Annotated in this window: 21 protein-coding genes; all 21 read right to left on the reverse strand. The window is 33.3% G+C overall.

What is annotated here, in order from left to right; all coding sequences use genetic code 11:
- Positions 1-118: 118 nt before the first annotated feature.
- Positions 119-817: a response regulator gene (locus QE109_RS12595; protein WP_281094888.1), complete on the reverse strand. Its 699-nt coding sequence runs from the start codon at positions 815-817 to the stop codon at positions 119-121.
- A complete protein-coding gene (locus QE109_RS12600) occupies positions 810-2,339 on the reverse strand; it encodes a sensor histidine kinase (protein ID WP_281094889.1) in 1,530 nt (509 codons plus the stop codon). The genes QE109_RS12595 and QE109_RS12600 overlap by 8 nt, the downstream gene beginning before the upstream one ends.
- A 376-nt stretch (positions 2,340-2,715) precedes the next feature.
- Complete coding sequence (locus QE109_RS12605) at positions 2,716-3,099, reverse strand: hypothetical protein (RefSeq protein ID WP_281094890.1); 384 nt, start codon at positions 3,097-3,099, stop codon at positions 2,716-2,718.
- Positions 3,100-3,226: 127 nt separating this feature from the next.
- Positions 3,227-3,904, reverse strand: a complete 678-nt coding sequence (locus QE109_RS12610) for an AlkZ-related protein (RefSeq protein ID WP_281094891.1) — start codon at positions 3,902-3,904, stop codon at positions 3,227-3,229.
- 209 nt (positions 3,905-4,113) lie between these two features.
- Positions 4,114-6,669, reverse strand: a complete 2,556-nt coding sequence (locus tag QE109_RS12615) for an EAL domain-containing protein (protein WP_281094892.1) — start codon at positions 6,667-6,669, stop codon at positions 4,114-4,116.
- Between the two features lie 21 nt (positions 6,670-6,690).
- Complete coding sequence (locus QE109_RS12620) at positions 6,691-8,313, reverse strand: sensor domain-containing protein (RefSeq protein WP_281094893.1); 1,623 nt, start codon at positions 8,311-8,313, stop codon at positions 6,691-6,693.
- A gap of 95 nt (positions 8,314-8,408) precedes the next feature.
- Positions 8,409-10,544: a methyl-accepting chemotaxis protein gene (locus tag QE109_RS12625; protein WP_281094894.1), complete on the reverse strand. Its 2,136-nt coding sequence runs from the start codon at positions 10,542-10,544 to the stop codon at positions 8,409-8,411.
- Positions 10,545-10,632: 88 nt separating this feature from the next.
- The gene (locus QE109_RS12630; RefSeq protein WP_281094895.1) at positions 10,633-11,562 is read right to left on the reverse strand and encodes a helix-turn-helix domain-containing protein; all 930 of its coding nucleotides are present in this window, start codon (positions 11,560-11,562) and stop codon (positions 10,633-10,635) included.
- A 649-nt stretch (positions 11,563-12,211) separates the two neighbouring features.
- Positions 12,212-15,280 carry an LPXTG cell wall anchor domain-containing protein gene (locus tag QE109_RS12635; RefSeq protein WP_281094896.1) on the reverse strand — a complete coding sequence of 1,023 codons (3,069 nt, stop codon included), beginning with the start codon at positions 15,278-15,280 and terminating at the stop codon, positions 12,212-12,214.
- Positions 15,281-15,547: 267 nt separating this feature from the next.
- Positions 15,548-17,263, reverse strand: a complete 1,716-nt coding sequence (locus QE109_RS12640; RefSeq protein ID WP_281094897.1) for a HAMP domain-containing methyl-accepting chemotaxis protein — start codon at positions 17,261-17,263, stop codon at positions 15,548-15,550.
- Entirely contained in the window at positions 17,257-17,712 is a 456-nt protein-coding gene (locus tag QE109_RS12645; RefSeq protein ID WP_281094898.1) for a chemotaxis protein CheW, read from the reverse strand. Before QE109_RS12645 ends, QE109_RS12640 begins: the two co-directional genes overlap by 7 nt.
- Positions 17,713-17,874: 162 nt before the next feature.
- On the reverse strand, positions 17,875-18,594 hold the full coding sequence (locus QE109_RS12650; RefSeq protein WP_281094899.1) for a stalk domain-containing protein: 720 nt from the start codon (positions 18,592-18,594) through the stop codon (positions 17,875-17,877).
- A gap of 104 nt (positions 18,595-18,698) precedes the next feature.
- Positions 18,699-19,817 (reverse strand): hypothetical protein, encoded by a 1,119-nt coding sequence (locus tag QE109_RS12655; protein WP_281094900.1) that lies wholly within the window; start codon positions 19,815-19,817, stop codon positions 18,699-18,701.
- A 29-nt stretch (positions 19,818-19,846) separates the two neighbouring features.
- Complete coding sequence (locus tag QE109_RS12660; protein WP_281094901.1) at positions 19,847-20,086, reverse strand: hypothetical protein; 240 nt, start codon at positions 20,084-20,086, stop codon at positions 19,847-19,849.
- A 12-nt stretch (positions 20,087-20,098) separates the two neighbouring features.
- Positions 20,099-20,281 (reverse strand): hypothetical protein, encoded by a 183-nt coding sequence (locus QE109_RS12665; protein WP_281094902.1) that lies wholly within the window; start codon positions 20,279-20,281, stop codon positions 20,099-20,101.
- A gap of 981 nt (positions 20,282-21,262) precedes the next feature.
- Positions 21,263-21,415 (reverse strand): RHS repeat domain-containing protein, encoded by a 153-nt coding sequence (locus tag QE109_RS12670; RefSeq protein ID WP_281094903.1) that lies wholly within the window; start codon positions 21,413-21,415, stop codon positions 21,263-21,265.
- Positions 21,412-21,792: a hypothetical protein gene (locus QE109_RS12675; protein ID WP_281094904.1), complete on the reverse strand. Its 381-nt coding sequence runs from the start codon at positions 21,790-21,792 to the stop codon at positions 21,412-21,414. Before QE109_RS12675 ends, QE109_RS12670 begins: the two co-directional genes overlap by 4 nt.
- 253 nt (positions 21,793-22,045) lie before the next feature.
- Positions 22,046-22,198 (reverse strand): hypothetical protein, encoded by a 153-nt coding sequence (locus tag QE109_RS12680; protein ID WP_281094905.1) that lies wholly within the window; start codon positions 22,196-22,198, stop codon positions 22,046-22,048.
- Positions 22,199-22,383: 185 nt separating this feature from the next.
- The gene (locus QE109_RS12685) at positions 22,384-22,635 is read right to left on the reverse strand and encodes a hypothetical protein (protein WP_281094906.1); all 252 of its coding nucleotides are present in this window, start codon (positions 22,633-22,635) and stop codon (positions 22,384-22,386) included.
- A 222-nt stretch (positions 22,636-22,857) separates the two neighbouring features.
- The gene (locus tag QE109_RS12690; RefSeq protein WP_281094907.1) at positions 22,858-24,543 is read right to left on the reverse strand and encodes a diguanylate cyclase; all 1,686 of its coding nucleotides are present in this window, start codon (positions 24,541-24,543) and stop codon (positions 22,858-22,860) included.
- Between the two features lie 621 nt (positions 24,544-25,164).
- Positions 25,165-26,103: a helix-turn-helix domain-containing protein gene (locus QE109_RS12695; RefSeq protein WP_281094908.1), complete on the reverse strand. Its 939-nt coding sequence runs from the start codon at positions 26,101-26,103 to the stop codon at positions 25,165-25,167.
- Positions 26,104-26,114: the final 11 nt, after the last annotated feature.

Here is a 26,114-nt window from a genome sequence, read left to right on the forward strand (position 1 = left end):
TGATGTGTGCTGTGTGTGAGAAGTCCTTTCATGCTGTGAGGATTGTGTGAGTTTTTTTGTACATAAAAAGCCACTAAAGTAAATTTAACTACTTTAGTGGCTCTGTTAATCTTTTTGCCTATATATCTTTCATCCTATAACCAACACCTATTTCTGTGACAATATACTGTGGTTTTGCAGGATTTGATTCTATTTTTCTTCTAAGTCCCGCCATCAATGTCCTAAGTGCTTGGGTATCATCTCCATATTCCACCCCCCAAACCTTTTGAATTATATATCGCGTTGTTAAAACTTTTCCAATATTCTTAAAAAATAAAGCTAACAAACTATATTCCATTGGTGTCATATGAACTTCCACTTCTCTTAAATAAACCAAGCGTTTGCTCAAATCAATTTTTAAATCGTCCTTTATCAAAATAGTATTTGTATCGTTTCCTATATTTTTGCGCAAATGTCTAATTGCTACTCTAATTCTAGCCATTAGTTCTGTAGTCGAGAATGGCTTAGTCAAAAAATCATCTGCTCCAATATCTAGTGCAGCAGCTTTTTCCTTATCCTGGTCACGAGCCGATATTACTAAAATAGGAATATCAGACCATTCTCGAACTTTTTCAATCACTTCCATACCATCAAAATCAGGTAATCCTAAATCTAGTAGAATCAAATCGATATGCCCAAGTACTATCATTTCCAGTGCGCCTTGTGCACTATCGACAGCTTGATATCTAAATCCTTCTTGTTTCAATGCATAACATATAAACCGACTAATCTGAACATCATCTTCTACTACAAGTATATTCTCATCATAATTAATCATTTATTTGCTCCTCCAATGGCAATGAAAAAGTAACCTCTAAACCATTACTATCTTTTCTATTTTCAATAGTGATCGTCCCGTCGTGTGCTCTAATAATCGCATCACATATAGACAACCCCAATCCCATACCTGATTTTGAACTGCTATTTTCATTTTTTCCAGTATAAAATTGATCAAGCACATGTGGCAAATCCAATGTGGATATGCCACTACCACTGTCTTTAACAGTAAATAGAGCTATGCGACTCGTCTTTAAAATGCCAACTGCTATACTGATTTCACTATCAATACTGGTAAACTTATGTGCATTATCCAAAAGGTTCAGAAGGACTTGCTCAATTAATTTGGCATCCATAGGAACAGAAAATGCTTCTTCTGGAACTTCAACGATGACTTCTCGCCCTTTTGCTCTTAATAAAAAGCGTTCCACAGCACTTCCAACGATCTCTTCAACTACTTCAAGTTGTTTCTTTAAAACTAATTTACCTTCTTGAAGTCGCGTTAAACACAATATATTCTCTACGAGAGCATGCAGCCATTTAGCATCATTATAAATGTTATCTATTAAAATATATCTCTGATCTATCGCTTCTGTCATATCTAAAAGCATCTCTGAAGTTCCCATTATTCCAGCTAATGGCGTTCTTAAATCATGAGAGATAGACCTCAAAAGCGTTCCTCTATAGCGTTCTTGGATCGCTTCTTCTCGTTCTCTAATTCTTTGGTTGGATACTCTTATGCGATCCATCGCCAGCGCTGTACTTTCAATCATCGAGTGAAGTAGTCGATTTTGAATTTCATCCATTTTTTGTGCCTCTTCTAATGGAATTCTTACGATACCCAGTATACTTTCTCTTCCGTAGATTGGCCAATCATGGAACTCATCGCCTTCATAATAACTCTCATGTAAATTTTCGATTTTTCTCTTAATTTCCTTTTTCTCTTTTACATTTCTACATACTTGATCTCCTGCTTTATTTCGCTGAACATAGGCGTTTTCAGGTGTTCCATCTTCATCAAAGCAAAGAATTGCGGCATTTGTAGAAAACCGATCAGTCAACGCATCAACTACTATTGAAGCAATCACTTCAATATCGTAGGCATCTGTTAATTGATTTGTTAATTTGAATAAGGTATTGCTTTCCGCTTCTTTTTCTCTTGCAATTAATTCACTTTTTTTCACAAGCGAAGTCATTGTACTTGTTATAATTGATGTTACAGTCATGATCACAAAAGTAATAACGTAGCTAGAATCCAATACAGAAAGTGATAAGTAAGGTACAGTAAAAAAATAGTTGAAAGCTAATGTCGCTAGTATGGATGCAACAATTCCGATTGCAATGCCATCAACTAATCTAGCATATACAAGTACTGTCAGTAAATATACAATCACAATATTAGTTTCAGGAAAACCCATCTTTTTAAAGACAATCCCCACTACTGAAGCCAAAAGAATAAATAAACTCATTAAGAGTAATTTGAATCCAATTTTTCGTTTATCAGTTAAATATTTATAAATCAAGTCGATCCCTCCATATAAATAAAATACTATTTATTAAGTACTACCATTATAGTATTCTTATATAATATTATATTTCGGTATGTGCATAAAAGCTAGTTAATATGAATTTCTGATAATTGAGTATAAATTATATTGATTCAATATGTCTTCTCAGTATGGAAAAAAAAAACCTACAATATATAAAATGTAGGTTTTCATCGCTTTTTCTACGGTGTGGTTAAAGGTATTTTCTATTTTTATCTAGTACAAGGACAAACTAGCATCCAACGATGTGTATCATAAAACTTTTCTGGTCTAAGTATACCATTTTCATACCAATGCATCATTTCTTTATGCAGTTTAAAAACAGTCCAATTCGAGTAATCTTTATTGCCACCTACTCCTCTATTACGACTTTCGTATCGATCATCATGTTGATATGAGATTGAATATATGGAAATGAAAACATGAAAAGAAACGTTAAAAGCGCTGCTGTACTGGTAGATATGGTTTTCTTCATCCCAGCAGATTTTTGTATCGTTTCAATTTCAATCACTAGTGAAACCACATTATAGATGATCAATAATAAAAAACTTACATTTAAAATATTACTAATATTTACAAGCATTTCACCGTCAATTTGACTAGCATTTGAACGGATAATACTCATAGCTATCGTGCCAAGAACGAAGGCACTTGCAAATATAGTAACTCTTTTTTCCACATTAAAAATTGCTTTATTCTTCAATCTGTTGATGCGTTTCATATTATCAAATAACATATAGTAAAAATAAAAACTGAGGGTCACTACCCCAAGTAAAAAGATCATAAAAGGATTCTTTCTTTTCAAAAGTCGCACCATCCTAAAGTTTTATTGTTTAAAAAACATATCGGTACACGGCTTACCTTTACCCATTGATAAACTTAGTCACTTTTTTAAGATTCGCCTGAGGATTAAGTGATAGGATTTGCGCTTTGATTTTTTCTGCTGCCTCTACAGGGGAAATACGATCCGCTTTTTCGAAGACTTCCGCTGAAAAATACCGCTCTACAGTGCAAAATACAGTGGAAGACCAGCCAAACTCCGCACCGAACTGTGAAGTCTTACGTTTACGACCACACATGGTGATAAACATCTTCATCTGAAGTCCCGTAATTGCCTTTTCAAACTCCGACTTGTTTTCTTTTGAAAAGCCTGCGAGCCGTTTGATTTCATGAAATGGTATGGCGTCATATGCATTTATTACATCATAAACGCGCTTTTCAGCTGCAGTGATATAACCATCTAAGAAGGCCTCTTCAAAAGTTTTTCCCTTGCGCCTTGCGCAGAGAAAGTATGGATACCAGTCTCTTGAGATAAAGCCACTCTTTTTAAAAAAGAGCTTCGCATAGGCAATATCATCTCTATCTTCCAAAACTTTGATGCGCCATTCCCAAGGATCGTATGCCACTACTCCACTATGCCACTTGATATTTTCATCAAAATAATTGCTCAGTGCAAAAACGCCTTCATCGTTTTCTCCACCCATGGAAAAACCACATGTGAGAAGATTTTCTACAAAAGAATCAAAGTTTGTGATCAACATGATATTTGTCCTCCTTAATTAATACCCCTTGTATATTTTCATCAACTATATTTATAATTATACTTTACTCAATTATACACTATAGCTCTTAAAAAACCTGTTCCATTAATTTTTTCTAAATAAATATACATGTATTTATTGATTACTGGGCAGTAGACTAAATGACTATATTAATTTCTATAATTGATTCCTCAAAAAAATATACACTTTCAATTTTCAATAACATTTAGTAATTCACAAACCGCATTGCAATTTAAAGGTTTACTAAAGAAATAGCCTTGAAAGTAATCACAGTTCCAATTCTTAAGCATTTCAAAAGATTCTTGGTCTTCTATACCTTCAACGATGGTCTTTATGCCAAGTTTATGAGAAAATTCAACGATCATCTCCGTTAATTTTGCCATTTTAAGATCATTTTGAATGTCTATTATAAAACTTCGATCAATTTTCAAGTGTGATACGTTTAGTGATCCGAGTAAGCTAAGCGATGAATACCCTGTTCCAAAGTCATCCATATGTGTTTCTATTCCAATAGTCGATAACTGAGTAATAGTATTTTCTAGTGCATCATAAAACTTTGAGAAAGAACTTTCAGTTATTTCAATGCTTATTTGCCAAGGCTCTATCTTATACTTGGTAATCAACCTACTTACTGCCAATACATAATCGGATTTAATCAGCTCTTTTACAGATGCATTAATCGAGACACGCATCCGCTGATTATACCGTTGGTTTAAATCATCTAAAAATTTGCAAACACTCTCAATTACAAACTCTCCAATCTTACCTATAAAATCAATTTCTTCAGCAACAGGTATGAACTCTGCTGGTGTTATATTTCCTAAAATTGAGTTCTGCCATCTAACGAGTGCTTCAAATCCTTTGATTGATTGAAAGGCATCAACGATTGGTTGGTAAACTACACTAATCTCATCTAATTTTATAGACTTAAGTAACAGTTGTTCAATCAAACTATTTCTTTCCATAATTGCTACACTAGATTCATCAACGTAGTTAATGTAAGTTCCAGTATACTCTCGATCATTAAAATCATAAGCATGCTCTAATTTTCTAAATATATTTTGAACATCGGAATTGTCCCGGTCTTTATTATACACTGTAACAATTAAATCTTTTGGAAATAAAAGATCTTCAAACTTGATTTCATTTACCTTTTCGATAAAAATACTAAAGTCTGCATTAGACATCTCACTGTGATCTGAGAAAAGGAGTATTTTGTTTTCATCAAAAATGCAAACGTCGTGTGCTTCTCCAAATATATCTCTTAATATTCCCGAAATCTGAAACATTACGATTTGTACAAAATTTTTACCATAAACATACCTTAAATGTTGAATATTTCTCAAACCAATCATCGTTAAGCTCGCTAAACCTTCTCTTTTTTCCGCAAGTCTTAAAACAATATAATCATAATTAAAAAGACCCGTTTTGTCATCATGATATGCTGTAAACTCTATTCTTGATTTCTCTAGTTGCATTTCGTGAACGTCTTTTAATGATCCATATATATTAAATAAAGAATTCTCTGCATCTTTTTCTTGTATAAATAATAGTTTGAACCACCTTAGATTATTTTTATTATCAATCAATCTGATGATTGCTTCTCCTGTAAATTCATCGTTTATGTGCCCTATTTCTTTAATCCATACATGCTCCATCAGATCTTCTTCAAAAATACGGGATAAAAATTCAGAGTAAGTAATCTTATTTTCTATAAAAAAATGATGAAAATTCTCAAAAATTAATAACTGCTTCTCTACATCAAAAATCCAATAGGCATCATATGATGATTTAATAACTTTTTCATAACGCAACTTCTCAGATTCAATTTGTTGCTTATAGTTTTGAAGCTCATCATAGTTTGCCTGAAGTGTTTCCTCAGCAGCAGCCATCTCTTCATATAGTGCGGTTAACTCAACATTTGCAGCTTCGAGATCTTGATTTCTATCCTGAATAATTTTATAACTTTTTGATAATCTACCCATCATATTATTAAAGCCATCATACAGTGATTGATATTCAATTACATTTGTTTTATCTATAAAATTATGCTCGCCATCTTTATTTGTTTCAAAAATAGTTATCAGACGATTAATTGGCTTTGTGAAATTTCTCATATAATAGTGATTGATTAATAAAGTTGTACTGAAGACCATTGTAAAAACAATAAATATTTGTGTCACAATACTACTTTTTTTTAACCCATAGTCAGATTTAAAAAGTGTTGCTTGAATAATCCACTGCCATTCAGGTTCATATTTGACATATACAAGTTTCTCATCTATTTTATCTGTATTCGGAATTTTCCAAAGAAATGAAGTGAAACCACCACCACTATATGCAACTTCAAACAGTTCTCGTACAAATAGTTTTTTTTCTTTGCTTTCATCAACAAAGTCTAAAGCATATTGCCCCTTTAACAAAGGATGATAAATTAAAAGCCCTTCATGATCTAAAACGACAGGATAACCATATTCACCTAAATTAATAACATCTGTATTCTCAAGCATTTCGATTAACTCACTCTGAGCTTGCTCTTTCGACTTTATACCACGCGCAACATCACGTTGCTTCTCACCTATTGTTAGTATAATCATCTCTACTGTATTTTTTAAAGTTATTTCTTCTTCTCTTTCAAATACCGTTTTAGAAAAAAAATAGAAAGCAGTACTTCCTGTAAAAAAAATTATGCTTATTATTATTGTTGTAAACAAAAATAGTTCTCGTCGTAGTGTTCTTTTCATTTTGCCTCCTATCATCAATAATTATCCATTATGAAGCACAAATTTATTTTTACCACTATTTTTTGATAAATACATCGCTTTGTCTGCTAAACGCATAAGTAAGTCAGGCTCATTTGCATCATCAGGAAAAATCGCTACACCTATACTCGCCGAGACATGCATAGAAATCTTATCTATCATAACGTCATTTTGAGCTGCATCTAACAATCTCTCAACAACATGTAAGCAGTCATCTTTTGATTTAAATCCAACTAAAACAGCTACAAACTCGTCCCCACCTAATCTTGCGAGGACGTCATGCTCCCTTAGTTGCTTTTGCATGTTCTGTGCAATAGACTTTAAAAATAAGTCACCAACATCGTGTCCATATGAATCATTTATTTTTTTAAAACCATCTAAATCTAAATACACAATAGCAATTTTTTCCTTGTTGTTTTTGTAATGTTTCATCGCGGAAATCATCTTTTTATGCAGTAATGTTCGATTAGGTAACCCCGTAAGTGCATCGTAGTATGCAGCTCGTTCTAGTTCAGCTTGATGTTGTTTGATGTAAGTTAAATCCGTAAAAAAGCAAATGTAACTTTCAACATTACCATTATTATCCTTGACAGCATTGATTCGAATAATCATAGGAATAAGCTTACCATTTTTGGTTTTATTAAAAACCTCTCCAGTCCACGTTCCATTACTAATTAGACTACTCCACATCATTTTATAATGTTCTGCGCCATGAATACCAGATTTGATAATTCTAGGATTTTCTCCGAGCACTTCTTCGCGAACATACCCAAAAGTCTCTGTAAACATCTCATTGATATTAATTATATTTGCATCCGAGTCAGTAATTAAAATAGGCTCCATTGCATGTGTAAAAACATTTGCAGCGAGGCGAAGCTGTCTTGCAATTTTGCGTTCCGAAATATCAATATCTATGCAAAACATTTCAGGTTCACGATCGTCTAATTTTAATATCGCATGACTGGAAAAAACATCTACTAAACTACCGTTTTTATGCTTCAATTGAAGTTCGCTAGCCTCCGGAGGAACACCCAACTCAAAAGCACTTTTTATATCTTTGGAGACTATTGCTCTTATTGAATTAGGTATAATTAAGTCTAATAAACTCTGACCAATGGCTTCTTCTCTTGTATAGCCATAGATACTTTCAGAAGCCTTGTTCCAGTAAAATGTCGTCCCATCCTGGCGATAACCTTGTACTGAAACTGAAGGTATATTTTCAAGTAAATCTTTAAATTTACGTTCACTGATATCTAGTAGTGATTTAATTTTTTTTTCTTCACTTCTATCTATATGCAAACATAAAATTACTCGTCCTTGACTGGTTTCAAAAGTCATCGTATGCACTTCTATCTCTTTAACTTGATTTGTTATAACTCTATGTTTTGAAGCGAATGAGTGTCCCTCTATTTCTAATGATTTTAATAACTGAAGTCTTAAATAATGCTCTTCGTCTAAACTTAAAGAATTATAAGTCTTATTAATTAAATCTGATTTTGCTAGACCATAGAAAGCAGCTGCTTCTTCATTTATATCAATAATTAGATTATTCATAGGATTTAATATTAATGTCATCAATTTGGTCTTTCGAAATTTCTCCATGGTATACATTAAGTTACTATCCATAATAGTCCCCCCTCTTTTCTATGCATATAGCACAAACTATAAATCACCTTCAAAAAGGTGATTTATAGTTTGTTTTTATAGTTTGATTTTATAATTTAAACCTTAAATTTGCTAATGAATTGTTGTAATGCCTCGGCGATCCCAGCTAAATTCTCGCTTGCGCCTGCTATTTGATGCATAGTTGCATTTTGCTCTTCTATTGATGCAGAAGCTTCTTCAGTGCCAGCTGCATTTTCTTCTGAGATTGCTGATAGATTTTCAATCACTTGTATAATTTCATTTTTTTTATTGTTCATGGTTTGACTAGCTTGATTTAAAGACAAGATGATACGCGCGACTTCTTCAATCGAAAAAGAAATGCCATTAAATTTATCTCTGGTATTATTTAAACTTAAAACTTGAGATTGATTTATTTTCATTGAATAGTCCATCGTTTCAACAGCACTTTTTGTTTTAAAAGAGAGTTCTTTTATAATTTCAAATATTTCATTTGCAAATCGATTGGATTGCTCCGCGAGTTTTCTAATTTCATCTGCTACTACAGCAAATCCTTTCCCTGCTTCACCTGCTCTTGCAGCCTCTATAGCAGCATTAAGCGCGAGTAAATTTGTTTGGTCAGCGATGGATTTTATCATATCGCTTGCTGCTTCAATTTTATGTGTACTAGCATCTGTAGCATTTACGATTTCCATTACTTCTAGAGATGCTTTTTCATTATCTTCGGTTTTAGCTTCTAAATCCCTTAGTACGACAAAACCTTCATTTTTTAATTGTTCAACATTTTGTGTTGCAAGTGTTATTTGTTCAACCAAATGAATCGTTGATTCAACCATTTGACCCAGCCAGTTAATACTCACAGAGCCATCCATGGTCTCTTTTGCTTGATCTGTTGCGCCATTTGCAATCTCTTCAATCGTTTTAGAAACTTCTTCCGCCGTTGATACCGATTGAATCACCGAACTAGAAAGCTCTTGTGATGAAGCTGCTATATTCTCTGCAGCACTAGAAGTATTTATTACAAATTCCCGTACATTTTTTTGCATTTCATCAGATGCACGAATCATTTGTCCGATTTCATCTGCTCTACCTGAATATTTAGTAATGACAGCATCCTTGTTCTCTGTAAAATCAAGTTGTGATTGCAAAGATAACAATTTGGTGATTGCCGTTATAGGATTTGAGATTGCTGATGATATTAAATATACGATTATTCCTATCACTAAAATAGAGCCTAGAAAAGCAATTAATGTTATAAATACAAGCTTGTTTACAGACATATAAATTTCAGCGGTAGGCACTACTGCGCTAAAAATCCACTTTATATCCGTGTCTTTTATTTCTATAGGTACAAACGTATTATAAGTTTCGGCATTTAATTGTTTTGAGAAATAAGGTTCGAAAAATTTTTCCCCCTTAGCAATTCTGCCCATAATACGTATTTCTCTTTCGCCCTCTAAATCTCGTCCCTTTGTACCGATCAAAGTTAGATCCTTATGTGCCAATAATGTCCCTTTATTAGATAAAAGTCGGCCAAACCCAGTTTTATAGATCTGCATTTCATTTGTTATCGCTACCATCGTTTCTAAAGAAATGTCTACACCTGCAACACCCACTGTCCGCCCGTTTACGATAACAGGTGCACTTAATGAAGTAATTAAAATCTCTTTTCCTCCAACAGTATACACATAAGGCTCTAATATATTGGGTTTCCCTGATTCTTTTGAAACTAAATAATAATCGCCATCTCCTGGTGTATCATATCCTATCAAGGGTTCTACTTCTAACTTAGCACCATCCCTATACCAATATGGAATAAAGCGCCCAGTTTCGTCATGCCCTTCTCGATTAATATACGTCCTGTCATTCCCATCAAATCCATTTTCTTCAAACGCGACCCATCCACCAATTAAGTTCTCATTGCTGCTAAATATTTCTTTTATTAACTCATTGCCTAAATCTCGATCGGCATTGCCTGATATTATCATCGCAGAAAGAGACTCGGCTATGCTTTTAGCATTTCCCATGGCTAAATCCAATTGATTTTTTATATTCCCTGCATATTCAGATGATAACGATATAGAGTATTGCTCTGCATTCATTCGCCCATCTTCTTTAACTTGACTTAAAATTACATAAGAAACCAATGCGAAAACAATTGCAACTGGCAATAAAATCATCAAAATAACTCTGTACTTCAAACGCGACTTAAATATATTTTTTTGATCTCCCATAATATTTCTCCTTTAAAGTTATTTATGACTTCATCAATATAATTAATTCATATTTAACCTAATCGACCTTATTAAAACGGAACAATTGTTACTGCTGATGATGAAAATACTTTTTCTCAAAATCTATTACAATAAATGAAGGCAAGGAAAGCGCACTATAAGTCTTTCTAAATTCCTCAACAGCAAACAGTAGAGAAACATCTATTGGTTTGTCGTAAGTGATCAGATGATTAATACAACATTTTAAGGCACTTAAAGCTTGGTCAAATAATTTCAATTCAAATTGTGCTATAGCAAGAAATGCAAAAGAGTAGTGTATTCTTTCGATTCTTCCATATTGCTCTTGAAACTTTATGGTTTCCTCAGCTAATTCTGATAACTGATCATATACTTTCTTTATGTTTAATAAAGCCATTTCATTAATTCTTATCGCTATAATATGTTCAAAAAAATAAGAATTAGTAATGTGCAACTCAATTATTGATTTTAAGGTATTTACATCCTTTTCAGACATAACGATTTTGTTAAGCATTTGATAAGCAACTGAACGCAATAACAGAAAATTTATATACTGTAGCACAGTTAAATGAACTTTTTCGTTTCGAATAATCAAATTAGTTTTATAAACAACTACATCAAATTTACATCTGATAAAATTCAGTTCAGCAAGTTGATTAATAATAATTTCATAAACCCATGGTTTCTTCTTGAAATCATCTAAATTCAAGGCTTTATTTGTTACAACCGCTAGATCAATAAATTTTGATTGTCTTCTCAACCTCTCAAAAATCTCATGAGTAGATCTTACTTTAATTGGATCTTTACAATTGAGATACGGATAATAACCTAATAAGTCAATTCCAAGACGATTACTTAATAGCCCTAATATCTCTGCTGAGGGATTACGTTCACCTTTTTCAATTAGATAAATGTATTTTTCTGAACATATACCTTTTGCAAGCACACTTTTAAGCATGTGCTTTTCTTCTCTGAAATACTTTATTATATCTCCTATCATAAGTGCTCCCTAATTTCATTTTTATATTCACGACTTACCACATTAACAATCTACTTTTAAAGATCAATGATACGATGTAATCTGATGCAACACAATTCGATTGAATATTCGACAAATATAGGTTTTCGATGTCAAATCTCGCAAGCAATATGATTTATATGTACTATTATAACAATTATACAGTTGGCAAAACACTGAAATATAGTTCAATAACTCATACATTAACATGTATTTATCCGTATATTAGATATGAAGACCTATAACAATTTCAAAATAAGATAAGCATAGTTAGTAATACTTTTTCAGCATGTATTTGCTACAGTATTCTATAATGACGCATAGAATACTACCTCATATAATCAAATATTTGTTCAGAAGATCACAAGCTATTATTTCTCTGAACCCCTGATATCTAGTTTGCTTAGTCGAGCAGTAAACAGAAGTTAAGACCAAACCCATTCACTTAATTATCGGTCTACAAAACTAGCCCACGTATCGAACTTGCACCACCTAGCTTTCACTCTTTATTGACACATAATAAAAATCCTTCTAAAATGTCACTTCAACATCGCTAGAAGGATTTTCTTTTTTATTACAACTATTTTTCTAGAAAAAATAAATCTCGAATTCATTAAAACAGAAAAAATATTTACTTATTATATCTTACAACAATCCCAAGACCTATAAAAATTACACCTAAAATACTCATCCACTTTAGCGAAACTTGTCCCGTCTTAGGTAGAGCATCTTGAAAACTTGATTCTTCACTTGGTTTTGCTTCACCAAAAGGGATACCACCTTCACCTATCACAACTTCTTCTGTAGTTTCAAGTGCTGTAGGCTCCTCACTTGATGACACTGTTGTCACATTAACAGTTTCTGTTGGTTCTGTTAGTTCTGTTGGTTCTGTTGGTTCTGTTGGTTCTGTTGGTTCTGTTAGTTCTGTTGGTTCTGTTGGTTCTGTTGGTTCTGTTGGTTCTGTTGGTTCTGTTGGTTCTGTTGGTTCTGGGATCTCTATATCTTTACCGCTATAAATAACTTTTGCTATATTACCTTCAACAAAATTCACACCATCATAAGAAGCAAAAGTCGAATTATGTGATACCATGCCGTCTTTCAATGTTGATGATAGCGTTACATTCCCATCAAGTTCAAAATTGATACGCTCAGACGCCAATATTTTTTCGCCTTCTTTAAGTTTAAATTTTATCGCTTTTACTTTTTTAAAATCTATTATTTGTGCTTCATCAAGCCAAACAGAATTATTTTGGTAATCAGAAATACGCATTAATTGGTCATTGCTGTATAGCACTTCAAATCTATCATCATCCACTCTCACCGGCCCCATTAGATTCATATCAAATTCCGAATTTCTAACCATTGTGACACCATTTGAATTTTCGATTTGATCATCACCAACAAAAGGAATAATGTCAATCAATTCATATCGTTCAATATCAGTTAATGTGCGATTCATTACGATTAACTGATATGTAACATCCATATCCTCTTTTTTAATAATGCTTTGATAGCCATATGCCGTATATTCTGAACCCTTAACTTTTTTCAAATTTATCAGTTCCAAAGTAGGCACAAAGTTCAAAGAAGCCGTTGATTGTAAAATTGTCTCTTCCTTGTCCCCATCTTCATCTAAATCATAGTTATCTGGTGTCGGTGTTGAATTTCTTAGACCGTTTATCCAATCCCAAACCTGACCGTTCATAGCCCGTATATCATCATTGTCCCACACAGCGAAAACTTCATTTACAAAGCTTCCAGTTGGTGTTATTGGCTCACATTTCATGGTATATCCTAAAGAAGCAAAAGTCTGAACAAAATTTGCTTCATTTGTTTTTACAAGATCACCTAACGCCCATACTAACGCTGTTCTTCCGGTATTTTTATAATTTTCAATGATTTCTGTTGGCGCAATAGACGAACTTTCCACATATTCACCACCAACTGGCAATAAGTCTATTATTTTAACATTCTTTACAATGTCTCCCTTATCGATCATGTACATGCTTCCCCAACTTCTATCCATTTCCTGCAATGAAATTCGAACCGTTCTAGTCTCATTACTACTAAGATTAGGGTTGATGGATTGGTCTTCAAAATACTTATATAAAACAATTGAGGGATCATACACGGTAACATCTACACTTGAGATCATTGTATCATCAAGTAATTTGTCTGTTCCACTTGACTTAGATAAACATCGAATCGAATTCACAAACTTAGTTGGCGCTTCGACTTCTTCTGGTTTTTTCACCTTTGTTACCACATTAAAGGTAATCCATTTTGAGGATTCAACAAATTCACCTGGCATCGTTCGTATACCAACTTTTTTTGCGTCTTCTGGCACGTCAAACGCACCACCATTCATATACGGAACACTAGAAGCGATTAAATGCTCTTCATTATTTGAGTCGAAATAAAACACATCAATTAATACATTAGGCGAAGATGACCCTGGCATCAATTTGATAGATTGATAGGAAAGTCGTTCATCAAGATCTTGGTCTATTATGGAGATGTCTGACATTTTATTTCCTGTTGATGAAGAATTTTTGTAACTTAGTTGCCAAGTAATAGGTTCACTTAGTGCACTTTTTTTACCAATGATCGACCAAGTTCCTGATTCTAATAATGCATATTTTGAAATGAAATTTTCTTCAATAATGGGATTTTGCTTGTTTGTTATATAAAAGTTTGTGGTTGCACTACTAATCATTTTGTCTTCATAGTCATAAGTTTCAGGTGGTAAAAACTCTGCAGTAGCACTATTTGTATAGAGGGGCAAAATATCTGCATTCGGGAAATTTAGTTTTAGACTTGCAAGCTTTAATCCTGTACTGTTATAGTCGTTCCACTTAGCATTATACTCAAACATCAATTGCCTCGAATCATTTGGGTTAATTGTCCATCCAGGGTTTTCTTCAGCAATGAAAACAGCACCTTCAGGTAACTGATCCACTATTTTGACTTGTTTTACAGATCTAACACCTACTCTGCCACTGCTCGTATTTGAGTATGAAAAATAAAACTCAAGTGGCTTATAATCTGTATCTGAAATAAGCGAGGCGTCTGAAGGATTAGGCTTTCCAACAATATATGTTAATGGATTCGGATTTTGTGTTGCACCAGGTCCAGTATATACTGTATTTTTTGTATATGCATCGTTTGCTACTGTTTTCACAAGTCTAGGTGATACCACATCTTGTTTAATCGTGACAACATTTGAATTTTTAATCAAATTTCCGCTTTGATCGATAATCTCCGCTTCAAAATTCATGGAATAATTATCCGGTGTATAAAGTGTTTGAGCATAAGCATCAAATTCAATAGTGCCTATAAACCCGCCACTTAAAGACTCAAATCCATAATTAAGATATTTATTAGTTACGTCTTCTGTATAATACATAGTTGCGGACTGAAAACTTCCTGAATTAAAACGATTAAAAAATGTATTAGGCACTTTCACTCTTATGACGATATTTTCATAAGGTTCCGCCCCTTGAGAAAGGCTGATATTTAATTTTAAACGCATGACTTGACCCGAAAAGACTGCATCACTCCCCACAGGCTCTAAGCTAAGTGAAATATTGTCACTATTTAGACTTGGAATTATCTCATCCGCAATAGTGATAATCGGATTAAAGCTCATGATACCTAAACAGATTAATAATACGAGTGCTAAAATTCTTTGATTTTTCATTTTTCCTCCTTTTTTGTAATTAGACATTCATTAGCATTCCATAACCGTTATCCATTATTACAACAATAAAAACCCCACACTCCTTTAAGGAATGTGGGGTTTATCACTTTAATTCGCAATATACCTAGTCACATATAATAATATTTGTAGTCGGAAAAGAAAATTCATGTAAATTTTCTCTACTTATAAAATACCATACTATATAATATTTGTAAATCATTGTATTTCTCATTTTTAGCAAAACAAGTATAAATAGTAATTTAATGACTAAACTTTAAATTTTGAGACGCTTTCTACGACATTATCTAAGTTTTGCTTCACGTTTTCAGCTTCTTTTAGGACCGCGTTCGAATCAAGTACGATTTCACTTGTTTTAACCGCGATATTGGTCGTACCGTTTGCCCCTTCATTTGTCGCACTGGTTATTTCCTCAATAACTTTTATAACACTTATTATCGCAGATAAAAGTTCTTCAGAGGTTGCACTAAAATCACCAACAAGTCCATCCAGGTAGATAGCATCATTTTGATAATCATTGGCACCCATTAACATCGCTTGGTAGTCATTCATTACTTTAGTGCTTACGAAGTTCAAGAGTTCAGATGCATTGGATGACAAATTACCCACTGATTCAGTGACAATTGATGTAACGTTTTGAATTTTAGTAACTGTACTTTTAGATTCTTCAGCAAGTTTTCTGATTTCATCTGCAACAACAGCAAATCCTTTGCCCGCTTCTCCCGCTCTAGCCGCTTCTATGGCAGCATTTAATGAAAGCAAATTTGTTTGTGCCGTTATTTGAAGTACTGAGTCTGATAGGACATTAATTTCATTGACTGCTTGCGCTTTAACCAATGCATTCTCTAAATTGCCTCTTACATTATTAAAAATATCGTTTGCTTCTTCGATAGATTTTTTAAAAGTTTCCGTCAATTTACTAGCTTTACGGTGAATTTCTTGAGAAGCTTTTGCACCGTCCTCAGCTTTTTCAGCAACTGATTGTGTGGCACGTTCAATTTCAAGTGCAGTGGCATTCATTTCTTCTGTAGAAGCAGCTGTTTCTTCCATGGCTGCAGATAATTCTTCCGTTGTCGCAGATACTTCTTCGACGCCACCGTTTAAATTTGAGATTCTATTATTTAATTTATTAACAGAATCTTCAGCCGAACCGGACTCCATGATAATCCCTGATATTATTACTCGCAAATTACTTAAAAACTGATTCACACTTTTTGCCAATGAACCTATTTCATCTTTTGAATCGATTTGAATACTTTGAGTCAAATCGCCACCACGTTCGACGAGATTATCAAGCTCCAGTTTTAATATTCCAATAGGTTTTGTTATGCTTTTAATGATTAAGTACGAAATAGCTAGTGAGATAATTACTGCTGATATAATGGTTCGAATAACGACTTTTATGGCAATTGAAAAATCTTTATCATTTTGAGAATTAATGGCATCGGCAGTACTTTCATTGAACTCAGCAAGTTCCTTCATGACGGTATTTACTTCTAACGTTTTTTCACGATAAGTAATCAATGTATTTTTTGCATTTCTTAAATCACCATTTTGGATTTCCTTATACAGTTTTTCTCTAATATCTGCCGCTTCACCTAATCTTTGTTCGAATAATGAAATTCGTTCCTCCTCATAAGGAAGTAATTTGGTAGATTTGTAAGCAGACCATAATGTTTTAATTTCTTCTGATTTTTGGTTATTATCTGCAATATAAATTTGCTGATCTTCATCCTCAGCGGCTGTTAAAACCATATAAATTGTATTGCTTTCGATGGCCCTAATATGAACTCTAATGTTATTAAGCTGTTTTATAGGAATTAGACGGTCATAATACATGGACGTCATATCTTCATTCCCTTTGTTTAAATAATAATACCCTATGCCCCCTATACCAGCGCCCGCTATAATCATAATTAAAGCAAAAGCAATGAGTTTCACTCTAACACTAATGTTTTTTAACATAATATCATCTCCCGTTTTTCAGATTTTATGTCTTCATTTCGATTCAACAATTGATCGATGGAAATCAATTGTATAATATCTCCATTTGCATTGATAATTGCTGATATAAGCTCAGTATTGATTAAACCAACTTCTGAAATAGGTGAAATTTGATCTTTCTGAAACGTTTTGACATCATGAGCTACATCGATGATAAGCCCATAGTTGCCGTATTCGGAATTGACGATTATTATTTGATGATCTTGTGGAAAAGTTTGATGAATGTTAAGTGATTTTCTTAAATTTATGACTGGTATTACGTCTCCTCGTAAATTAACAACGCCTTCAATAATCTGAGAGTTATTTGGAATAGGACTAATTTTACATGCATTTGTTATTTCATTAACTAAATTAATTGATATTGCATACTTTAAATCATTGATTCCAAAGACAACAAATCGTTCTTCCATGATAACAATCACCTCCAACTATCCGACTTAATATGTACTATTATAACAACTAAGTTAATTGCAAAATACTGAAACATAGTTCATTTTTGAGAAGTCGATTTCATAAAGCTGGCATAAATCAAAAAAAGCTGACAAAATTGTCAGCCTTAATGAAATAAGCACTTACCAAACAATGCTACCACTTGTTTGACCTGGATATGAAAGTAGCATAATAGGGTAACTCACTACATGTATCATATCGCCTTCTGCCACTTCTCTTTGAAAAATTGTAAAATTTGAACTGGTACTGATTACGAGTTGGACTTCCTCATCCTTAGAATTAGAAAGACTATATCTTACTCCAGTTTCTGTATATTCGATAGATTTTACATAACCATAATGTGTGATTAGCATTTCCTCAACATTTACAGATTCTATTTTGTCAAAGATAAGGTTGTTATTTTCAAAGTGAAATACCAAACCTAAAACTTCATTAAAAAATTCTGCCGGAATCAGTGTTCTACCATTGATGATAACTGGAGATGTACTGAGTTCAAAAGGCGCAATTTTGTTTTTTATATAGCTGTTTTTATCGATTGTGAGTGTCGTAAATTGTGCCCCTTTGATTAGTTCAATTGACCTAGAAGACGCATTCCAAGATATTGAATAACCTAATTTTTCAGCGGTTGCTTTTAACGGTACCATTAATTTGCCATCAATCACTTGCGGTTTGATATCAAAAGCAATAGGCAATTCATTAAAAATGACACCTATCGCTTGATTTTGAATCGAAACTTGTTGATCAAGTGGCTTCGCTGTTAAAGAATTCTCCACATCTGCAAACGAAACTGTCATTATTATAACGAGTGCCAATACTAAAATAATTGATATGATTTTCTTCATAATTCCCTCTGGATTTCCTAATTTTGACTTCTGTCTTATGTTAGACGTATACTTGATTGAAATAGTTTCAATTTTATCAAAATAAAGCTTTTTAGTTACTGATTTCAACTTTCGTGATTAGAACTAGTACCTATTTTTTGAATGATTACCCCCAATGCAACTATCAGACTTCCTATAATTAAGAATACATCTGAATTTACTTGACCTGTCCTTGGTAAAGAAGGTGTTAAGGGGACGCCCTCATTTAAGTCTATATCATCTGTTGATTCCTCTATAGTATCCTCTGGAATAGCAGGCCCTAATGGAATATTTTCATCTGTTTTTATATCTGTTTCTTCATCAGTTATTGATGATGTTGTTGGTTCAGGGTCAGTTACAACCTCTTGATTTGTACCATTCGATTCAGTTGGTGCAACTTCTAAAGTAGTAATTTCTGTAGTTACCTCTGTTATGCTCTCTGTGGTACCCTCTGTGGTACCCTCTGTTGTGCCCTCTGTGGCATCCTCAGTTGTACCCTCAACATCCTCTTTTACGATGTTGTTAACTGCTTTTATTACAGATAATTCAACATAATTTTCGTGATTTTCTGGACTAAGAGGAAATATTAACGCCGGGAAACCAAAGGCACCTGCTTTTTTCGACGTTGTATTCACTAAATTGCCAACGTCATCTGTAACAAATTTGCCTAGCAATTGCTTAGCATTATCCTTCACCCTATTTGCGTACAAATTAAACGTAACGCCTTTTAAAGGAACATCGTCTGGATCAACTTTCTTGATTAATATGGCATAACCTGGAACAATTTTTGCGTTAATATAACTTCCATAGTTACCAATATGGCTTACTGATAGTGGCATGATGTTTCCATTTTCATTTAAATAAAACTTATAGTAAATGGTATCATCACTGTAACCTGGATAATCTGGATATAATGACTTTATTTGATATAGATAATCTGGATCAAATTGCGTAAGTTTCATAGCTTTGCCATTCCAACTTAAATAATCAATCACTTTAGACAAATCGTTTGGCATCATACCCCCTTTGAAAGTATCTTCTGGGTTAAAATTAAGAATGGTGTATTTCAACCACATATTTGTAGACTCATCGTATCTCTCTACCAACAAATCAAAATCTCGTTCGCCCCAGCTTCCAGAAGCTTCAGGCATGACGGTTTTAAATGGTAATTGGGCATTCCTAATTGCTTTTTCACTTGTTATCATGCTCAACAGATGGAAATTTTGTGTGTATTTTATTCCATCAAATTCGAGTCCCCAACTGGTTCTAAGTGTATCACCGTAAGTGAATGGGTTAAACTGCTACTTGCATCGCTCAATACTTCAGGAAAAGAAAATATGATTTCAAAAGAAGGATTGAGTGCTATTATCTGCTCTGAAGTCGCGTTAATCTGAATATATATATATCCATTTCCTCTTACACTGGTTGACGCTTTAATTTCAAATGCAGGTTGTTCATCCGCTGTTTCACTCATAAAAGAAACTACTTATACAACGCTCTTATCATAGTACTCAGGCACATATAGTCTTAAATGATTCTCTGTTTTTGAACTTATTAGTTCTGTGGCTTTCGCCACAACTTTAAATGTCTCACCTACTTTTTTTATCGTTAATGGGTTCGCAAAATATTTTTCATAATTACTTGAAGATGTTGAAACTTCTAGATTCATTTTTAACCCACTAATCTGTACCGAGTAATGTTCATTCTCCACAAAAACAAAAAAACTCCACTTATAAAAGTGAAGCTTTAGCTCTTCGCATAAACTGTTACCATCAAAAAATATGAAATTATAAAAAATGTCCCAAGAGCACATTACTATTAAGTAGGTTATCATATAATCTCAATCCTGTAAATATTTTGAGTCTAAAAACCGTAAAAAAATCTAGATAATATAAATAATAAACAGTTCAGTAACAATTGTATCGATTACGAGATTCCATTTGGAGAATAAATACGAGATCACTTTTATTTTTTTGTAACCTCATCCTAATAAGAAAATGGATATGTCATCAAGAGCACCCCCTCAAAATGCATATCCATTTTCCTCTACTTGCTACACGTATCTTTTTAAAGGGTCACTTTGTACTCATAATTTTTGTTTATAAAAAATTCTACACCCAAATACATTGAATCTCATTATTAACATAGATCATTTGCGTAAGTGCTTTACTACAAAAACCAGTTTGTTGATCCTCATAACGATAATTATTTATTATAATTGATTTTAACGCATTAATATACACAGATCATTTCTTGCGTCATAATCTGTACTATAGACATTTATGGGTATAAAGAAAGTATTACCCATTTGATCAGAAAATATATACTTTGTATTTCTGGATATTCATCTTTATAATATGTTAGCAGTTTTTTTAAAAGTAAAAGGTCCATCTTCCTTTTGGATTATAAACGCGTATCGTCACTTGACCCACTGAATCTACTTCACAAAGTGTTTGATTTCCTAAAGCATCGGTCTCGCCAACTAGATTGCCTCGGGAATCGTAGGTGAATGTGACGTGACCACCTTCGCTGTCTGATTCCCTATTTCGTCAGTAAACTGCATAAGGTTATTCTTCTCATCGTAGTTGTAATGAAGAACACCGCCGTCACGATTGGTCTTCATCATCAGATTTTCATGTTCATCATACAGTTACGTCTCATAGGTTCCATCCCCAAATGTTGTTTTCGCGGGATTTCCTGCTTCGTTATAATCATATTGTGTGCTTCGATCCAATCGATTGATGATTTCAGACACTCTTCCATTTTCATAAATATACTGTATTGTTCCTGAAGGATCTATCACCTTTGTGATATTTGACTCACATCATAATAGTAGGTCTTTTGATTTCCCATCCCATCTGTATAAATTGTGTTTGGACCTTCAAAATCATAGGCATAGGTGCTTGTTCCTTCGCCTAGTAGCGTTTGGCTAATAACTCTTCTCAGCGCGTCATATTCATTTGTCAAATAGTCCAAACCATTATAATCCGTTATTTGTACGATTTGACTTTGTGTATTATAGCTATACGTCATCTCGATCCAGTCTGCATTTGTGTATCCTACCTGATTCTGTCCAGAGTAAGTAAAGTGTACACTTCTTCTCGTTTCGTCTTCGACTTCGATGAGTTTTCCAGCCATATCATATAATAGCTCGAATGAACTGACTTCATTGGATATCATTATGAGCTGATGAAGAGAGTGTCACATCCGCATTTGATGGCGATTTGAAGGTTCCATATAGTTATGTCGCTACCCTATTCCTAGAACGCTGGTTCCTTAGTCTATCGCATTATACTTTCTTTCAAAGATAAGCGGTATTTCTCCTAAAGTCCTCATGTCTGTGTTCGAAAATAGAAAAATTGCCACTGATCATGTTGACTGGGTCACCATTGATAAATTTCGGGTTTATGAACCTCATATTGTTGTCAGTAAATTACAGCTTGTTTAAAATGGCTTCGTTTGAATAATCGATAATTACGTCCATTGAAATGCTATAAAACTGTGTCGAAGGATCAGTGAGCCTAAACACGATTTTAAAGTGACTTTCTTCGAGAAATAATGTACTTGTTGCATCATATTCTCCCAAATACTACCATACACCCTTTGTTTCATCTAAATAGATGCCATCCCAGTGAATCTGATTTGATAATAAATATCACGAATCATAATAACCGTTATGTAGTTCTCCAATTTGACCGTAATAAATAGATTTTACGATATAGCCACTCCGCTCTCCTAAATCGTTTTGAACTTATAATTCGATTTCTTGTGTCATAATTCGATGTTTGCGCCTTCTTCATTTGGTACATATGGAACTGACTGATACGTGTTCCCTTCATGGTCGGCTTGTGTCAATGGCTGATTGACGTTTGTTGTGTAAAGGCTGATAAACTTCAATACATCGCTTGATGAGGCTGGTTCCCTTACACTGGTTGTGATGGCTGCATAGCCAGCGGTATTGCCTGTACTTATCAGTATGGCTAATACGACTGACATCATTTGTTTGATTCTCTTATGTTGCATCTCTTCTCCTTCCTTGGCGAATCGAGTAGGGACTGAATAATTATTATATTCAGTGTCCTCTCGTTCACCGTACGTGCCGACCGGTATTCGGCGGTTCACTAACGCTACCTAGATTGCATAGTCTTGCAGTTGCTGAAGGTTATGACCAGACCCTTGCTGAGCGTAAAAAAACTCCACTTAATAAAAGTGAAGCTTTTGGTCATCGCATGGACCGAAGATAAATTATCTGAAGCAATCATAATAATCAAAATCGCTCTTAATTATGTGGCCAATAACTACGTCTTGTATAACATATTTAGCAACTTGGATAGGTGTAAGCTTCTTAGATAATAAGCCCTTTTGCATGAATAATGTGCGTTCAATGAGGTTTTTATGAATATCCTTATGCTCTTGCAAATTTGCATACCCGACTTGTTCAAGCGTTTTTTCTTCATTTCTAAAATGTTCAACAGTATCATCAATAAGTTCTTCGAACAAGGCAAGAGTTATCTCGTAATTGTCATCATCAAAGCATTTAGATATAATATCGTTAGATAATTGAATTAGTTTTTGATGTTCAGTGTCAATTTGTGCATTTCCACTTCTGAAAAATGGTCCCCATTCAACTGCAACTGGTTTATTATTGTTTGTAATTATCAATTCTTCATTACTTACAACCTTGTTTTTTCCAGTCAGTTTTGCGAGGTACAAGGAATTATCTAAGCGCTTAAAAACACTTGCATCGTTGTCATCTGGTTGCCAAATAGTGACACCTAAGCTTACTGTTATTGGCCTCACACCCTCGATATGCATTTCTTCTATAGCAGCTCTTATTTTTTCAGCTACTTTTATTGCATCTTCTCTGGTAGTGTTCGGAAGGAGCATACAAAACTCTTCACCTCCCCAGCGGCAGATGATATCCGATTCTCTAAGTTTATAAGTTAGAACTTTACTTGTCTGAATTAATACAACATCACCCTTTAAATGCCCATATTCATCATTTATTTGCTTAAAATTATCTAGATCTAAAAGGATCAAAGAAAATGGCAAACTCGTTCTTTGGGCTTCTATTGCTTTTGTCCTAAGTGATTCAATGAAGTAGTTGCGGTTATAAACTTTTGTCAAAGAATCTTTAGTCGCAAGTTCATAAAGTAACTCTGAATTTTTTGCGTTCTCTTTGTGTAATCTATAATTGCTAATGCTCACGTAAATCCTTAAAATAAACATTTTAAAATCAAGGGGCTTTAATATAAAATCATTGGCCCCTATACTTAAACAATGCTGTATTGCTCTTCCTTCACTGTATGAAGTAATTAAAATGATAATTGCATCTGGGTTGCTTTGTTTAACACGATAAATTATTTCCTCACCATTAATGTCAGGCATTACAAGATCAACTATAAATAGGTCATACCCTTTTGTATGTGTTACAAGTTCATCTGCACTTTGAAAATAGTCAACTTGATTACTTTGAATGCGTTTAAAAAAACCCCGAATAATTTCCAAAGAAAATCGACTATCATCAACGACTGCAATTTTTATATTTTTCAACTCACTAACTGTTTCTTCAATTTTAAGAACAGTATCCAGATATAAGTTAAAACGATTTATTTCAAAATTATTATGGTTCATTATAGCCATTACACCCATATCATACAAACGAGATTTTTGATTAAAATCACAAATGTCCGTAATAACAATTACAGAAACTTGTACTTTTGATTGCTTTATAATGTTTAATAAAAAATCCTCGCAATCTGGTGTAATACCATCATTCTCTAAAATTATCAGATTATACTCTACTTCTAAGATATGAAAATCTTTAATTTCATCTTTATGAATAGAAACATATGTCCCTTTTTTAAGTTCGATACTGTTTGTTAGTACTTCTTTTAGAGATGATTTCGTATACACATGTAAAGCTTTCATATAATCCTTGCATACTAAAATTCTCTTAGTATACTCTCCTTTCTGATGTTCAAATTAAATAGTTACAAAATACTGCTGCTATTAAACATACTTCTTTTGCTTATACAAAGCACATCTGGAATCAGTGCTTTTCCCATGTTGTTTAGTGGCGAACTAATTCTCAAAACACAAATAAAATCCGATACAACCCCTAAATAACTGCATTTACAAACAAGTCATTCGCAATAATATTTAATACTTTACTTAAAGTATATTCTTATAATTCTCTCTTTTAAAGCACTCGAACCGGAACAATTGTTACCTTTTTAAGGGTACACTGAAATCGTTGACTTCAGTGCATTCTCAAATGGTACATTTTGCTATATTAAACTAAATTTTGTCACTCAACTTGAAATGGATAGTCATGTACAAAAACTCCACCTTTACCCCCTTAAATGTTCTTCAAAAAACAAAAACCACACTCAAAAAAATATGGTTTACAGGTTAGAATTTGGCTACTGGTGCTCACGCTGATTAGATAAAGAAAAACTAACGATAACTATAATCATATTTTCTGAAATGAAACAAATTGATTTCCTCGCTTACGCTGTTTTTTACAAATACCAATAGGCCATACACGTACTAAAATAAAATATCAAAAGTTCTATTAGGATATATATCATTTACAAATGACGGATCAAGACCATCAATTAAATCCTGAAATTGCATTTGATCACTTACACTCATCCCAGCAGCAATCATAAGTTTAAAGTATTCTTTTGCCTTCTCTATTTTATTTTCATTATAATAATGACCTGATAATAAAAAATACGTGAAAAAAACCCGATTTAGCTGATTTGTCTTCATCTGAAACTCCAGTAAGGAATCAAGTTCACTTTCGTGATTTATACTTTTATATATGAAAATGTGATCATATAGATAATTAATGACAATTGATACGTAGAGCATCTCGAATTTTTTATCATGCTTTGATTTGTGCAACACTCTCCATAAATAATTAAGGATATCACGAGCCTTTTGGTCATGACCAGTTGTTCTGTAATAGATAAACATATAGTTCATAAACATCATGTAATAATAATCATTCACAAAATGATTATTATTGACAATCCAATCAATATTTACATTGACAATTCTTAAAAGGGATTCTTCTATTTTTTTATATGCTAACTGTGGTTTTTTTTTGAAAAAGAGTTCCAAAAAGACGTGATTACCCACTAATTCATAACACAATGGTTCCTTAAATCTATCATCAAGTTTTTCCATTTGATCTGTTAAGTTTTCTAAAGCTCTATAATTTCTAGTTAATTTCACATTTCTAGAATGATCAATTAAATTTTTAGAGTTAACTGGGCATTTAAAACCGATCAAATCTAAATAATCGTATATATTTAATTCAAAACGCTCACCTAATTTTTTGATAATTTCAGCAGATGGTATCCTATTGTTATTTTCTATCATGTACATAAATCGTTCGGAACAGATACTTTCACAAGCTTCTGAAACAGTTAATTTCTTTTCAACTCTAATTGCTTTAATTAAGGTCCCAATACCCGTCATAACCTTCCCCC

This window comes from Fusibacter bizertensis (assembly GCF_029914245.1).
Lineage (GTDB): Bacteria > Bacillota > Clostridia > Peptostreptococcales > Acidaminobacteraceae > Fusibacter_C > Fusibacter_C bizertensis.